This window comes from Paenibacillus xylanilyticus (assembly GCF_013359935.1).
GTDB lineage: Bacteria > Bacillota > Bacilli > Paenibacillales > Paenibacillaceae > Paenibacillus > Paenibacillus xylanilyticus.
Genome location: NZ_JABMCB010000201.1, coordinates 307,736 through 322,218 on the forward strand (window position 1 = coordinate 307,736; position 14,483 = coordinate 322,218).

Genomic DNA, 14,483 nt, shown 5'->3' on the forward strand with positions numbered 1-14,483 from the left:
CCGATTAGGAGAGCCCCCGCGTGTAGTCTTTTTGTTCAATCAGTGATAAACTGAAAGAAGGCATGTTATTACATGAGGATTTTGCAGAAAATCACTCATTTTAATGATTTCAACGAGATGACAACTGGTCTTAACATATAATTGTTTTTTTGTATTGACGCTTTTTTAATTACCTTCCACATCAACAGGAGGTTATTCAGGGACATGCAGGATCGGACGGAACAAAAAAGCCAGCTTCGTTCCAGACTAAGGCAGAGTCGTGATCGGATGGATGAAACGCTTCGTCAGCACGCGATGATGGAAATCAGCCTTGTAGCCAAACGTGAGTTGCGGCGGCTTCGACAAGATAAACAGAGACTGACCATTTTCAGCTACTTGTCTTATGGAAGCGAAGCACCCACGACCTTTCTGTTTGAGTATGGCTGGAAGCATGGCGACAGGATGTTCGCACCGAAAGTGCTGGCCAATCCAGTACGAATGGAATTGCGGCGGGTGAGAGGCGAGAAGGATATCGAGCCTGGCGTGTGGGGGATTCCTGAACCCAAAGACACCTGTGAAGTGCTTCACCGCGAGGACTGGCCGGACATTGATCTCGTCATTGTACCGGGTCTGGGATATGATCCTCACGGTGGGCGAATCGGTTACGGAGGCGGTTATTATGATCGCTTTGCCGAGATACTTGAAGCGGAGTGTTATACGGCGGGTAGAAGGCCGCTTCTTGCTGCATTCGTCTTGCCGGGACAGCTGCAGGATGAAATCCCGATGGACCCGCTTGATCTGCGTATGGATCTGTTGATGACAACCGAAGGTATACTACATATCGAATAAAGGGTTGTGATGTATTGAGCTCAAATGCAATGAATGGATCGGATTCGGGCGAAGGAAAGCTGACTCATTTTAACGAGCAGGGACGTGCCCGAATGGTGGATATTTCGGGAAAGGAAGTCACTGTGCGAACGGCAGTGGCCGTATCCAAGGTAACGATGAACCCCTCTACGCTTGAAGCGATACGGGAGGGCCGCATCGGAAAGGGCGATGTCCTCGCCGTAGCTCAAATTGCGGGGATCCAAGGTGCCAAGAAAACGTCCGACTGGATTCCCATGTGCCATCCGCTCGCGCTGAATGGTGTGGATATCCGTTTTGAGGACAATGGCCTGGATGAATTATCGATCCAGGTTACCGTCAAAACCGAAGGCAAAACCGGAGTCGAGATGGAGGCACTTACGGCGGCCTCGGCGGCGGCATTAACGATCTATGACATGTGCAAAGCATTGCAAAAAGACATGATTATCGGACCAACCCTGCTGCAATCCAAGAGTGGTGGTAAAAACGGTGATTTCAACCGATAAGGGACATTTATTTTCATAGAGGAGAAGGGTGATCTTTATGGTGTGGAGAACAGCAATCCTGACAGCCAGCGACAAAGGGGCCCGCGGGGAACGTGAGGATACAAGTGCACAAGTGATCCGGGAGCTTGTGGAAGAAGAACTGGGTGGGGAAATCGTGGAGTACCGCATCGTTCCGGATGAACCCGATGAGATTATTGCGGCTTTGATTGAGATGACTGACTATTTTCATGCCGACCTGGTACTGACAACCGGAGGTACGGAGCTGGCGATTCGTGATATTACGCCGGAGGCCACACGTCGGGTCATTGAACGTGAAGTTCCTGGAATGGCCGAAGCGATGAGATACAGCGTCATGGGCAAAAATCGTTCAGCGATGCTGTTCCGGGGTGTGTGCGGTATTCGTGGACGTACGCTGATTGTTAATTTGCCGGGTACGCCGAAGGGAGTGCATGAACATCTGGCAGCGATCATGGATCAGCTTCCTGAAGCACTTCTGATGGTTACAGGGCAATTCAAGCAATAACAGAACCACTCACCCAACAGCAGCGTAAAAGAAATGTTCATTCATACTCCTTAGTTGATTTTGCGGGTTATGTAAGTGGTTACATCTGTGGTATGATGGGCTTAATTCAAAATACAGCAGAGGCATCTATGAGTATATGGCCGAGTGTACGCATCTTCGAAGCTTGAAACGAGGAGGAATATCAATGTTTAGTTCCATTGGACCAACAGGTTTTATTTTGCTGGCCGTGATCGCGTTGTTGTTGTTTGGACCCAACAAGCTGCCGGAACTGGGACGTGCAGTCGGACGTACCTTCCGTGAATTCAAAGAAGGCGCACGTGACATTATCTCTGATGATGATTCGTCCACTCGCAAAGAGCAGGATAAGGACAAACCGCTGGCAGCGGAAAGTCAGCCCGCCCACAAGCCTGCGGACAAGCGCCTGCCGGAGTAGTCTTGACGGCAATGAATGAGAAATCCCTTCCTGCCGGAAGGGTTTTGTATTTTAAGCTGGCAACAATGGAGGGCAGGAATGACGCAGCAGAATGAAGAAATGACCATTGCGGAACATTTGAGCGAGCTGCGCAAGCGGCTGATCTATGTGTTGAGCGTTTTTATTTTGGGCCTGGTGGCAGGCTTTTTTGTAGCAGACCCGGTGTACCGTTATTTGACCAAAGCAGAATCGGCTCAGGGTTTTGTGCTGCATGCTTTCTCTTTCTGGGATGGAATTGGAATCTACATGAAGATTGCCGGGTTGTTTTCCTTAATTATTACATTGCCGTTTACAGTATTTCAGATTTGGAAGTTTGTCAGTCCAGGCTTGAGACCGCGTGAGCGAAAAGCCACGTTGAAGTATGTGCCTTATGTATTTCTGTTATTTCTGGTTGGACTGGCCTTTGCGTACTATGTGGTGTTTCCGATGGCACTTGCCTTTACATCTACGATTACGGAAAAGATGGGGCTTGTGGAGACGTACGGGATGAAGCAGTACTTCAGTTTCCTGTTTGGCATTGTGCTGCCGGTATCGCTGTTATTCGAGCTTCCGCTGCTCATCATGTTCCTGACAGGGTTGCGAATATTGAATCCGATCAGGCTTCGCAAAATGCGCCGGGTAGCCTATTTTGTCCTTATTTTTATCGCAGTGGTCGTGACACCGCCGGATTTCATATCCGATCTGCTCGTCATGATTCCCTTACTGCTTTTGTATGAAATCAGTGTGTTTCTGTCCGCCATTGTATATCGCAAGCAACTTGCAGCCGATGAAGCGGCAGAGTCCCGATATGTTCGTGCCAAAAATGAGCAGAGCGCAGGTTAAGAGGCATTTTCCTGTGCTCTTATTCTTATCTTCTTTTAGACAGGATGCTTACATTGTACTGAGATTTTGGTGTATTAGTTCTGGGACAGGCAGGCATATTTTGTCCAGCAATGGATACAATGGAGAAGGGCAATCTGCTGGTTCGGTTGTAGGGTTCACTTGTGGCTCTGAACCGGGGGCTATTCAACAAGGGATACAGTACTTAAGCACGTCATTTCGGTGTCCTGATGTTAATGCAGCGTAAATTCTCATATGAATTCATGAAAAGGACTTGAAATCATGCTTCAAGTTGAGTATCATAAAGTTGGTTGTTAGCACTAAACACTGTCGAGTGCTAATACATATGGCTACAACCTACAATGCAACGTTATATAATTTCAAAAGGAGGCTATTTTTCATGATCAGACCTTTAGGTGAACGCGTATTGGTAGAACCACTGGAGCAAGAGCAAACAACTTCTTTCGGGATCGTACTTCCGGACTCTGCTAAAGAAAAACCGCAAGAGGGCAAAATTATTGCCGTTGGAGCGGGTGCACTGAAAGACGGCGTACGTGTAGCTCTGGAAGTGAAAGAAGGAGACCGCGTAATCTTCTCCAAATATGCCGGAACAGAAATCAAATTCGAAGGTAAAGAATATTTGATTATGAAAGAGAGCGATATCCACGCGATTCTCGACTAATTCAAATTTAATCGGTTAACCGAACCATATAGCAATACCATTTTACACAATATACTAGGGAGGTTTTCTTACCATGGCTAAAGACATTAAATTTAGTGAAGACGCTCGTCGCTCCATGCTTCGCGGTGTGGACGCATTGGCTAACGCAGTAAAAGTAACACTCGGTCCTAAAGGCCGTAACGTGGTTCTGGAGAAAAAATTCGGAAGCCCGCTCATCACGAATGACGGTGTTACCATTGCAAAAGAAATCGAACTGGAAGATGCATTCGAAAACATGGGTGCACAACTGGTTAAAGAAGTAGCAACCAAAACCAACGATGTTGCCGGTGACGGTACGACAACAGCTACTGTACTCGCTCAAGCGCTGATCACAGAAGGTCTGAAAAACGTAACTGCAGGCGCCAGCCCAATCGGTATCCGTAAAGGGATCGACAAAGCGGTAAAAGCGGCTGTTGCTGAGCTGCAATCCATCTCCAAACCGGTTGAAACCAAACAATCCATCGCACAAGTTGCAGCAATCTCTGCAGCTGACGAAGAAGTAGGCGAACTGATCGCTGAAGCTATGGAAAAAGTGGGTAAAGACGGCGTTATCACTGTTGAAGAATCCCGTGGATTCGCAACAGAGCTGGAAGTGGTTGAAGGTATGCAATTCGACCGCGGTTACATCTCTCCATACATGATCACGGACACGGACAAAATGGAAGCTGTTCTGGACAACCCGTACATCCTGATCACAGACAAAAAAATCTCCAGCACACAGGACATCCTGCCATTGCTTGAGAAAATCGTACAACAAGGCAAACCGCTCGTACTGATCGCTGAAGATATCGAAGGCGAAGCGCTGGCGATGCTGGTTGTGAACAAACTGCGTGGTACATTCAACGCTGTAGCTGTTAAAGCTCCAGGCTTTGGTGACCGTCGTAAAGCAATGCTGCAAGATATCGCTGCCCTGACTGGTGGCCAAGTAATCACGGAAGAACTGGGTCTGGACCTGAAATCCGCTGTTGTGGAACAACTGGGTACAGCTCGTCAAATCCGTGTAACCAAAGAAAACACAATCATCGTTGACGGTGCTGGTAACAAATCCGATATCGATGCACGTGTTAGCCAAATCCGTACACAACTGGAAGAAACAACTTCCGAGTTCGACAAAGAAAAACTGCAAGAGCGTCTGGCTAAATTGTCCGGCGGCGTAGCAGTAATCAAAGTCGGTGCGGCTACTGAAACAGAATTGAAAGAACGCAAACTGCGCATCGAAGATGCCCTGAACGCAACTCGCGCTGCGGTTGAAGAAGGTATCGTATCCGGTGGTGGTACAGCGCTTATGAACGTATATCACGCGGTTGCAGGTGTAAGCCTGTCCGGCGATGAGCAAACAGGCGTGAACATTGTCCTGCGCGCTCTGGAAGCTCCAATCCGCACGATCGCGGCTAACGCTGGCGAAGAAGGTTCCGTAATCGTGGAACGTCTGAAAAAAGAACAAGTGGGCGTAGGCTTCAACGCTGCTACTGGCGAATGGGTGAACATGATTGAAGCAGGTATCGTTGACCCTGCGAAAGTAACTCGCTATGCGCTGCAAAACGCAGCTTCCGTAGCAGCTATGTTCTTGACAACTGAAGCGGTTATCGCTGACAAGCCAGAACCTGCAGGCGCTGCTGGCGCTCCTGACATGGGCGGCATGGGTGGAATGGGCGGCATGATGTAAGCAAAGGTGTAAAAACCTTGTCATACATCTAGCAACTCATATTCATGAGTAAAAGAAGATCCCAAGAGATGTGCACTTGTATAAGTGACCTCTTTTGGGATCTTTTTGTTTTGTTCCGTGACAAAAGGATGGGCAGGCTAAAAACGGGAAATCCAATTTGATGTACCTTTCATCTGATTTTCAGATTCACTTAAGGTAGCCAAGGTAAGATGAATCTTGTAAACCCCTTCTCGTGTTAAATAGATGTGTGACTGGCCCTATCGGATTGTCCTCCGGTAGGGCATTTTTTTCCTAAATTATCCTTTTGATGATATGATATAGAATGAAATAGATGGATAGAAAAAAACTATACGATGGGGGAGGGAGGCCAGCAGTGGACGCCAGGTTGCATCCGTTGTTTTAACCGATTCAGATTAACGGAATGGATCTACAAACGTATTACATTGAACAACCACCATCTCCCGTGTTAACAGCTTATATAGCGTGCTTCGGGGAATCGGGCATAACTCCTTATGCCGGTTATAACTTGACGGAAGGTGTGCCCAGCTGGGTATTACCGGATGGTTGTACGGATATCCTGATAACATACAATGCTGTCTGTGAGCAGCACTCATTTGCTTACTGTGGCAATTATACAGAGCGGAAGTTGTACGGCGAAACCCCGTTGACCGCTGCCAGAGAGCATCGAAGGAGGTTGTCCGAATTGTACAATAGACCAACCGAGCCTTCGTTTATACTGGAATCGAGAGAATATAACATAAAGGAGACTTAATCTATGAATGGAACAATGCAAATTAGGGATCACTTGTTGGACGAACTGGAGACAGGCGTAAGAACCGGAGCGTCTCTGATTCGCCTGATTCGTCCGGAAGAATGGGCTTACCGTCCTCAGGAGAATATGCGTTCACTGGTGGAGCTGGTCCACCACTGGATCCAGATCACGGCATCAGATCTTGCCATTATGCAGGAGAAGAGTGAATCGGAAGTAGGAACGATAGAGAATAGTCTATCCGGCATAGAGGATATTGAACAACTGGAAGCCACGTTGTGGCGCAATTTTGAAACGTACAAAGCGTATATCGTATCACTGAGCGAAGAGGATCTGTTGAACCGCTCCACCAAAGCCTTCTATATGGAACATGGACATGTACAGGTTAAATGGCAAATTGAGACGGTAACACATGTATTTCATCATCGTTCCCAGTTGTACAACTATCTTAAGCAACAAGGGCATGAGTTAAACTTCTTCATGTTATATGCATAATAGTGAGGCCCCGAAGGCAGACACTTTCTTGTGTCGCGCCCTCGGGGGCTTTTGTGTTATTAGTCTATACAAACTATGAAGTCTAGCAAAAATAGACGTAATTCCTCGGTCAATTTACCGTTACAATGCTAGATTTCAAACATAGAATACCGTATCAAAGCAAAAAGGAGGTGATTTCGATGGCCATCCTTTTACCACAACAGTTTTACAACCTGGCTGCAAGCGTAGGGAAATCGTATTACGAGAATCTGTTTGGAGGTACAAATGCCAGCATCACGGTCAACAATTTTGGTCCTTTTCCGGTAGACCTGGTTGTAACCCGTGTCAACGCACCCGTTATAACGTATACGATTCCTGCGGGTAACAGTCTTACGTTGTCGGTTCATTTGCTGCTCGTCGCTGCTTTGTTGACTACGGCGGCAGGTGCTTCTACAGGTACGATCCAAATCGCAACATCTGATTTCTAATTGATGCAGCATGCTTTGATGAGCTCCTTGCCCGACATGATGTGGGCAAGGGGCTTTTTTTATCTTTTAGAAGATCTTAGTTATATATATGAATATAGTCCACAGCATGCTACTCCTATATATTCCCTCGTTTTGTTTACGATGGAGGCAATTCGAGTAATTTATAGTAGAGGCATTCGGTAGGGATGCACAGAGGCAGGAGGGGTAGAATATGAATCAAACAAATGGAAGCAATATCAAGACGAGAGATACGTTTCTTGAAACGGAACGGCTCGAATTCTCTACATGGAGCGAAGAAGACCGCCCCTTGGCTTCGGCGCTATGGGGCGATCCTGAGGTGACAAAATGGATTAGCAGGAAAGGGTTTCTGAGCGAGGATGAGATTGAGGCCAGACTTGCACAGGAAATGGAAAGGCAGCAGGAAATGAAGGTACAGTACTGGCCTCTTTTTGATAAGGAAACAGGTGTGTTCGTGGGGTGCTGTGGATTGCGGCCTTACGCACCAGATGAAAAAATCTACGAACTGGGTGTCCACCTGACCAGGGATCACTGGGGAAAAGGATACGCACTGGAAGCATCTAAGGCGGTGATCCGCTATGCATTTGAGGAATTGGACGCCCATGTGCTCTTCGCAGGGCATCATCCTGAAAATAGCGTCTCTAGACGTCTGCTGCTGAAGCTCGGTTTTATATATAAGAACGATGAATTTAACGAACTGACTGGCAAAATGCATCCGTCCTACATTTTGACGAGATCAGACATGGAATCGTTGCACTTAAACGGTTGATCTTCCGTTTTTCATTGTTTTTTTATTCGATTTTCAGCTTCTATTAAGGTAGAAGGGGTAACATATTTCTTGTAAACCCCTTCTCGTGTTAGATAGATGTGTGACTGACCCTGCCGATATTCGGCGGGGTATTTTTTTGATTTATTTTTGAAACAAACAAAAAAACAAATATAAACAAAACATAATAAAGATATATTATGGTTTAATCATTGACTAGTGAAGATAATCAAAGGTATAATGAATGTGAAAAAAGGAACTTACTATGTGCGTGAGAAGTATCATCATCTTTCAAAATGAGGAGAGAATGATCATGAACGTGACCCTTACCAACGAAACGACGCAAGTGGCAGGTTGGAATATACCTTTTGTCCGTGAGATGGCAGAGATTACACAGCATATGTGGAAAAATGGCTGGGATGAGCGCAATGGCGGCAATGTCAGCTATCTGCTGGAAGAAGAGGAAGTCACGAGATATATCGATGTCAATCAGGTCATACGCCGAATCAAACCGGCATTTTCGGTACATGAATTGGCAGGCAAGTACTTCATCGTGACCGCTTCGGGCAAATATTTCAAAAACGTGCTTGCTGATCCGGAGAGCAATCTGGGTTTGCTGCGTGTATCGAATGATGGACAGGAGCTGGAAGTACTGTGGGGCCTGAAGACTGGTGCGAATCCGACAAGTGAGCTGCCCACACACTTTATGAGTCATATTGAACGTCTGAAAGTGGACCCAAACCACCGGGTAGTCATGCACAACCATGCCACTAACGTGCTGGCGATGACGTTTATCCACGAGCTGGATGAAGCGAAATTCACAAAAACCCTGTGGCAGATGTGTACAGAATGTGTGGTCGTCTTTCCGGACGGCGTAGGTATTATTCCTTGGATGGTGCCAGGGTCGAATGAGATCGGCCGTGAGACAGCGAAGAAAATGAAGGAGTATCACGCGGTCATCTGGCCGCAGCATGGGATCTTCGGGACAGGAACAACCATCGATGAGGCCTTTGGTCTCATTGAGACGATTGAGAAAGCAGCCCAGGTCTACATGCTGGTTGCGGGTCATGAGATCCGGCAGAGAATTACGGATGAACAGCTGACAACGTTGGCTCAGTCGTTCGGGGTTACCCCGCGACCAGGCATATTGGACTCGAATGTTTAGCGAAGAGACAAGTAGAGATTGCGATTCTTGTGGAAGGAGCGCTCCCCGAGAAACACCTAAGAAGCTTCTAATTGGTGAGAAAAGCATAAGGAAAACATCTATACTAATAGAATTGACAACTGCCCTAAACCTTGGTAAAGTTCTATAAAACCGCAAAATGCATTCTGGGAATGTTACCGATATGGGCATAACCTGAGCTGGCTTGTTTACGCTATATGTGTAGACAGGCTGGTTCGGGTTTTTTTGTTGCCTTGGATCGGAAGACGTGGTTGTACATTAGTTAATGGAGCTGAAAGGAGAGTTCGGTATGAGTAATTTCAAATTTCCCGAAAACTTTTTATGGGGTGGTGCGATTGCCGCCAATCAGGCGGAAGGGGCTTACCTGGAGGGTGGCAAAGGGCTGAGCATCGTGGACCTCCTGCCTTCCGGAGAAAATCGCAGAAGCATCATGAAGGGGAACGTACCGGGATTTAAGCCACAGGAAGAAGAATTTTATCCTTCACATGAAGCAATAGATTTTTACCACCGTTATCCCGAGGATATCGCGCTATTCGCTGAAATGGGGTTCAAGGCGCTCCGCGTTTCCATTGCATGGGCACGCATTTTTCCGAGTGGGGAAGACGCGGCGGCAAACGAAGCTGGGTTGCAGTTCTACGACAACCTTTTCGATGAAATGCTTAAGCACGGAATTGAACCGGTTGTTACGCTTGCCCACTTCGATGTACCAGTCAACCTCATTGAGAAGTACGGGAGCTGGAGAAACCGCAAGCTGGTGAATTTGTTCGAAACCTATGCCAAAACTGTATTTACGCGTTACAAGGGGAAGGTTAAATATTGGATGACGTTCAACGAAATCAACATGTTGTTGCATTTGCCGTTCCTGGGTGCCGGCTTGGCTTTCAAGGAAGGAGATAATGTAAAAGAAATTCAGTACCAAGCGGCTCATCATCAGCTGGTCGCAAGCGCACTAGCAGTTAAGGCCTGCCATGAGATCATTCCCGGGGCAATGATTGGCTGCATGCTAGCAGCGGGCAGCTTCTATCCGTATACCTGCAATCCGGAGGATGTGTTCCAGGGTATGGAGAAGGACCGGGAGTCTTACTTCTTCATCGACGTGCAGTCGCGAGGAGCATACCCAGGCTATGCGAAACGCTTCTTTAAGGATCATGGTCTGAACATCGTGATGGAACCGGGGGATGCTGACATTCTGAGAAATCATACCGTTGATTACATCGGATTCAGCTATTACTCCAGCCGAACGACGAGTACGGATCCGGAAGTGGTCAAAAACATGACCAGCGGTAATGTATTCGGTTCTGTTGCCAACCCTTACTTGGAGAAATCCGATTGGGGATGGACTATCGATCCGAAAGGTTTCCGCATAACAGCGAATCAACTTCATGATCGCTATCAAAAACCACTCTTCGTGGTCGAAAATGGCCTTGGCGCTAACGACGAAGTTGGGCCAAACGGAGAAATTCACGATGATTACCGTATTGATTACCTGAAGCGGCATGTTGCCGAGATGGGAGAAGCGCTGCAGGATGGCGTTGAAATTATCGGTTACACCAGCTGGGGGCCAATCGATATCGTGAGCGCATCGTCCGGCGAGATGAAAAAACGCTACGGTTATATCTACGTAGATCGCGACAACGCAGGTCATGGAGAATTGAAGCGAATCAAGAAAAAAAGTTTTCATTGGTATAAAAAAGTAATTGCATCCGGGGGTGCCGATTTGGAGGCATAAGACAATAACTTGTTCATTAGGAAGGTTCACCACGGCTGGTGGATCTTCTGAGTAACAGGGTTCCTGTGAAAGCGTTGACATATCCTTGAGTTCGCGATATACTTTACGCAATTATATCGTTTTGGGATTGTTACTACATACCATGTAGGCAAAACCTAAGCATGCAAAAGTAGGCGTCGGTTTATTTGTCGTTCGTACCGGTTGGTCAATCTCTATGGGCGTACTAACCTTGCGGCAAAAAGCTGTCCGTCTTCCGGGAATAACGTTTCAGGACGTTTATCCGTTTTGTGATGCTTCAGGTTTTTTTGCATTTCCAAAAGGCGATAGGTTGCAGTTACGAGTGGATCGTGAATGGGGGATGGAAGTGAAAATAGCCAAGGTCATTAACAACAATGTAATCAGCACATATCAGACAGACGGGGCTGAGCTTGTCGTGATGGGACGAGGAATTGCCTTCAAGAAGAAACCGGGAGACAAAGTAGACGAGACCCGCATCCAGAAGGTATTTGCCCTTAAGAACAAGCAGACTTCTGATAATTTCAAAATGCTGCTGCGTGAAGTTCCGATCGAACTGGTCGAAATTGTAGAAGAGGTCATCACCCATGCTAAGGATAACATGGGTAGAAACCTGAATGAAAATATTTACGTGTCCTTGACGGATCATATTAATTTTGCGATCGAGCGATATCGCGAAGGCGTCGAGATCAAAAATGTGATGCTATGGGAGATCAAGCAACTCTATAAGTCTGAATTTATTTTAGGATTGAACACGCTGGAACAGATCAAATCCAGACTTGGATACGAACTTCCCGAAGATGAGGCTGCCTTCATTGCGCTGCATATCGTTAATGCCGAAATGAATGAAGAAGTCGTGACCACGATGAACATGACCAAATTCATTCAGCAAATCATCAATATTGCGAAATATCATTTCAAGATGGAATTTGACGAGGAATCCCTTAGCTATTTTCGGTTCATCACCCATCTGAAGTTCTTCTCGCAAAGGGTATTAAATGGAACGCACTACGACAACAACTATGACCATATCTACGACATGATTAAAGAGAAACATCAAGAAGCAGCGGCCTGCACGGAAAAAATCCAAATGTTCGTCAAAAAGGAATACGATCACGACCTGACGAACGAGGAAAAACTGTATCTGACTGTGCACATTGAAAGAGTGGTTAATCGTTAATAAATAAATGTTGACAAATATGGTTTTATAATTATATTATGTGATTAACAGGAAGAGAATATGATTTAACTGGGATTGTTACTGGTTATGCAGGCAAAACCTAAGCCATGAAAAGGTATGCATCGTTTGTGCACCTTTCTTCAAGGCTTAGGTTTTTTGCGTGCAAAAAATCAAAGACCTGTCGCCAAAAAACATGGGGGTGCAGATTATGAGTCATGAAAAGCTGGCCAAAGAAATCGTTCAGCTGGTCGGTGGAGAGAAAAATGTCGTTTCTCTGGTGCATTGCGCAACGCGGTTGCGGTTTGTATTAAAAGACGATGCTAAAGCCGACAAGAGCAAATTGGAAAAATTGGATGGTATCATTGCCGTAAAGGAGAACGGTGGACAGTTCCAAGTTGTCGTTGGCAATACGGTACCAGAGGTATACAGCGCTATCGGAAAAGTGAGCAACATTTTGGAAGATTCCTCACCCAAGGAAAAATCGGGTAAATCCGTCAAAGGCATTGGCGGCATTATCGACGTGATTTCAAGCATCTTTGCTCCGCTTTTGGGTGTCATGGCTGGAGCCGGTATTTTGAAGGGACTTTTGCTGATCGCCAGCAATGCAGGCTGGCTTGAAACAACGGATACAAGCTATATCATCCTGTATGCTGCTGCGGATAGCCTATTTTACTTCCTGCCGATGCTGTTAGCGGTTACAACCGCGCGTAAATTTCAGGGTAACATTTTCGTTGCGCTGACCATTGCAGGCGCATTAATATATCCGACCATTATTACGTTGAAAAACGAAGGAACACCAACCGATTTCTTTGGCATTCCGGTGGTTATGATGAGTTATTCATCGACTGTTATTCCCATCATCATCTCGGTTATCGTGATGAGTTTATTGGAGAAATGGTTCAATAAAGTTATCCATCAGAGCGTGAAGAACTTCATTACGCCGCTGCTGCTCTTAGTCATCATGGTACCGCTGACGCTAATTGCATTTGGTCCATTCGGTGTGTATGTAGGTAACGCCATCGCCTCAGCTCTGGTTGCTGCATTTGGTTTCAGTCCTATGCTTGCGGGAGCCGTAATGGGTGCGGGCTGGCAATTATTCGTTATTTTCGGGGTGCACTGGGGCCTGGTGCCAATCTTCATCAACAACGTTGCAGTGCACGGCCGTGATGGCATTAAGCCTGCCGCAACAGCTTCGGTATTCGCTCAGACGGGAGCTGCTTTTGGGGTCATGCTTAGAACGAAAAACAAAAAGCTGAGAACTCTTGCAGGGTCCTCCACGTTAACTGCTTTGTTCGGAATCACTGAACCTGCGATCTATGGAGTTACGCTTCCGTTGAAACGCCCATTTATCGCGGGACTTATTGGAGGAGCGATCGGAGGCGCGATTATCGGTCAAGCGGGGACTCAAGCTTTTGCATCCGGTGCGCCGGGGTTGCTCACCCTACCGATCTTTTACGGCCCAGGCGGCCAAGGTTTCCCGGGATTGATTATCGGAATAGTCGTTTCCTTTATCGTATCGGCAGTATTAACGTATATTATGGGCTTCAAAGATCCTGTGGGTGAAGAAGAGGACAAGGGCGGTACAGCAGAGAAAACCGTTCAATTGGTACCCTCGACACCAGCAGCAGATCAACTGGTGCTTAGCCCAATCGAAGGCAAAATCGTTGATCTGACGGAAGTTCCAGACCCGGCCTTTTCATCCGGCGCTATGGGTCAGGGCGTTGCCATTGAGCCAAGCGTAGGGAGAGTGGTTGCTCCATTTGATGGTACGGTTACTGTTGCTTTCAAGAAAAAACACGCTCTGGCTGTCGTATCCGACAGTGGTGCGGAAATATTGGTTCATGTCGGTGTGGACACCGTCAAATTGGATGGGCAGCATTTTGTCTCGCATATCCAGGAAGGCGATCGGGTGAAAGCTGGAGATCTGCTGCTAGAGTTCGACATTTCACAGATCAAGGCTGCCGGGTATCCTACGGTAACACCGATCATTGTAACGAACTCGGCTAATTACCAGCAAGTGCTGCCAGTTAAAGCGGATGGAGAGGTTAACACGCAAGAACCGCTGCTGTGCCTTTACGGCTCAAAGTAAAACTAAATTTCAAAGACGTTCCCTATATTCAAACCGTTAGCAATCACCTTCAACAACCTAAATGGCCTTTGGTTCTTTGAACCGAGGGTCATTTTCTTTTTTTCGGCTAACAAACGTCGTTTTGGTTCAAAAAAGTTCAAAACGCTGATAAAGAACAGCTTTGTTATTCATTATTGAATCGTAGGATGCATTATCACACGCTGGCGATTTTCGGGTGAAATG

14 protein-coding genes are annotated in these 14,483 nt (G+C 46.7%); all 14 read left to right on the plus strand.

Annotation, left to right across the window (positions count from 1 at the left end; translation table 11 throughout):
* The first annotated feature begins 204 nt into the window (after positions 1-204).
* The 14 genes from HP552_RS25635 to HP552_RS25700 all read left to right on the plus strand — a co-directional run bounded on the left by HP552_RS25635 (position 205) and on the right by HP552_RS25700 (position 14,261).
* On the plus strand, positions 205-828 hold the full coding sequence (locus HP552_RS25635) for a 5-formyltetrahydrofolate cyclo-ligase (RefSeq protein WP_175398208.1): 624 nt from the start codon (positions 205-207) through the stop codon (positions 826-828).
* A 29-nt stretch (positions 829-857) separates the two neighbouring features.
* Complete coding sequence (gene moaC / locus HP552_RS25640) at positions 858-1,349, plus strand: cyclic pyranopterin monophosphate synthase MoaC (RefSeq protein ID WP_175398423.1); 492 nt, start codon at positions 858-860, stop codon at positions 1,347-1,349.
* Between the two features lie 37 nt (positions 1,350-1,386).
* Positions 1,387-1,872, plus strand: coding sequence for a MogA/MoaB family molybdenum cofactor biosynthesis protein (locus tag HP552_RS25645; RefSeq protein ID WP_024630749.1), 486 nt, complete (start codon positions 1,387-1,389; stop codon positions 1,870-1,872).
* A gap of 184 nt (positions 1,873-2,056) precedes the next feature.
* Positions 2,057-2,305, plus strand: coding sequence for a twin-arginine translocase TatA/TatE family subunit (locus HP552_RS25650; protein ID WP_175398209.1), 249 nt, complete (start codon positions 2,057-2,059; stop codon positions 2,303-2,305).
* A gap of 78 nt (positions 2,306-2,383) precedes the next feature.
* A complete protein-coding gene (gene tatC, locus HP552_RS25655) occupies positions 2,384-3,166 on the plus strand; it encodes a twin-arginine translocase subunit TatC (RefSeq protein WP_175398210.1) in 783 nt (260 codons plus the stop codon).
* Between the two features lie 397 nt (positions 3,167-3,563).
* Positions 3,564-3,845: a co-chaperone GroES gene (gene groES, locus HP552_RS25660; protein ID WP_090918205.1), complete on the plus strand. Its 282-nt coding sequence runs from the start codon at positions 3,564-3,566 to the stop codon at positions 3,843-3,845.
* Between the two features lie 73 nt (positions 3,846-3,918).
* The gene (gene groL / locus HP552_RS25665; protein WP_175398211.1) at positions 3,919-5,550 is read left to right on the plus strand and encodes a chaperonin GroEL; all 1,632 of its coding nucleotides are present in this window, start codon (positions 3,919-3,921) and stop codon (positions 5,548-5,550) included.
* A gap of 775 nt (positions 5,551-6,325) precedes the next feature.
* On the plus strand, positions 6,326-6,814 hold the full coding sequence (locus tag HP552_RS25670) for a DinB family protein (protein WP_175398212.1): 489 nt from the start codon (positions 6,326-6,328) through the stop codon (positions 6,812-6,814).
* Positions 6,815-6,993: 179 nt separating this feature from the next.
* Positions 6,994-7,281 (plus strand): hypothetical protein, encoded by a 288-nt coding sequence (locus HP552_RS25675; RefSeq protein WP_175398213.1) that lies wholly within the window; start codon positions 6,994-6,996, stop codon positions 7,279-7,281.
* Between the two features lie 211 nt (positions 7,282-7,492).
* Positions 7,493-8,068 carry a GNAT family N-acetyltransferase gene (locus tag HP552_RS25680; protein ID WP_175398214.1) on the plus strand — a complete coding sequence of 192 codons (576 nt, stop codon included), beginning with the start codon at positions 7,493-7,495 and terminating at the stop codon, positions 8,066-8,068.
* Between the two features lie 310 nt (positions 8,069-8,378).
* Positions 8,379-9,230 carry a rhamnulose-1-phosphate aldolase gene (gene rhaD, locus HP552_RS25685; RefSeq protein WP_175398215.1) on the plus strand — a complete coding sequence of 284 codons (852 nt, stop codon included), beginning with the start codon at positions 8,379-8,381 and terminating at the stop codon, positions 9,228-9,230.
* Between the two features lie 307 nt (positions 9,231-9,537).
* Positions 9,538-10,977: a 6-phospho-beta-glucosidase gene (locus tag HP552_RS25690; protein WP_175398216.1), complete on the plus strand. Its 1,440-nt coding sequence runs from the start codon at positions 9,538-9,540 to the stop codon at positions 10,975-10,977.
* A gap of 364 nt (positions 10,978-11,341) precedes the next feature.
* Positions 11,342-12,172, plus strand: coding sequence for a BglG family transcription antiterminator LicT (gene licT / locus HP552_RS25695; RefSeq protein ID WP_175398424.1), 831 nt, complete (start codon positions 11,342-11,344; stop codon positions 12,170-12,172).
* Between the two features lie 208 nt (positions 12,173-12,380).
* Complete coding sequence (locus HP552_RS25700; RefSeq protein WP_175398217.1) at positions 12,381-14,261, plus strand: beta-glucoside-specific PTS transporter subunit IIABC; 1,881 nt, start codon at positions 12,381-12,383, stop codon at positions 14,259-14,261.
* Positions 14,262-14,483 lie beyond the last annotated feature (222 nt).

Coding starts and splice junctions, on each gene's coding strand:
- HP552_RS25635 (WP_175398208.1), top strand. CDS start 205: ATGCAGGATCGGACGGAACAAAAAAGCCAGCTTCGTTCCAGACTAAGG.
- moaC (WP_175398423.1), top strand. CDS start 858: ATGAATGGATCGGATTCGGGCGAAGGAAAGCTGACTCATTTTAACGAG.
- HP552_RS25645 (WP_024630749.1), top strand. CDS start 1,387: ATGGTGTGGAGAACAGCAATCCTGACAGCCAGCGACAAAGGGGCCCGC.
- HP552_RS25650 (WP_175398209.1), top strand. CDS start 2,057: ATGTTTAGTTCCATTGGACCAACAGGTTTTATTTTGCTGGCCGTGATC.
- tatC (WP_175398210.1), top strand. CDS start 2,384: ATGACGCAGCAGAATGAAGAAATGACCATTGCGGAACATTTGAGCGAG.
- groES (WP_090918205.1), top strand. CDS start 3,564: ATGATCAGACCTTTAGGTGAACGCGTATTGGTAGAACCACTGGAGCAA.
- groL (WP_175398211.1), top strand. CDS start 3,919: ATGGCTAAAGACATTAAATTTAGTGAAGACGCTCGTCGCTCCATGCTT.
- HP552_RS25670 (WP_175398212.1), top strand. CDS start 6,326: ATGAATGGAACAATGCAAATTAGGGATCACTTGTTGGACGAACTGGAG.
- HP552_RS25675 (WP_175398213.1), top strand. CDS start 6,994: ATGGCCATCCTTTTACCACAACAGTTTTACAACCTGGCTGCAAGCGTA.
- HP552_RS25680 (WP_175398214.1), top strand. CDS start 7,493: ATGAATCAAACAAATGGAAGCAATATCAAGACGAGAGATACGTTTCTT.
- rhaD (WP_175398215.1), top strand. CDS start 8,379: ATGAACGTGACCCTTACCAACGAAACGACGCAAGTGGCAGGTTGGAAT.
- HP552_RS25690 (WP_175398216.1), top strand. CDS start 9,538: ATGAGTAATTTCAAATTTCCCGAAAACTTTTTATGGGGTGGTGCGATT.
- HP552_RS25700 (WP_175398217.1), top strand. CDS start 12,381: ATGAGTCATGAAAAGCTGGCCAAAGAAATCGTTCAGCTGGTCGGTGGA.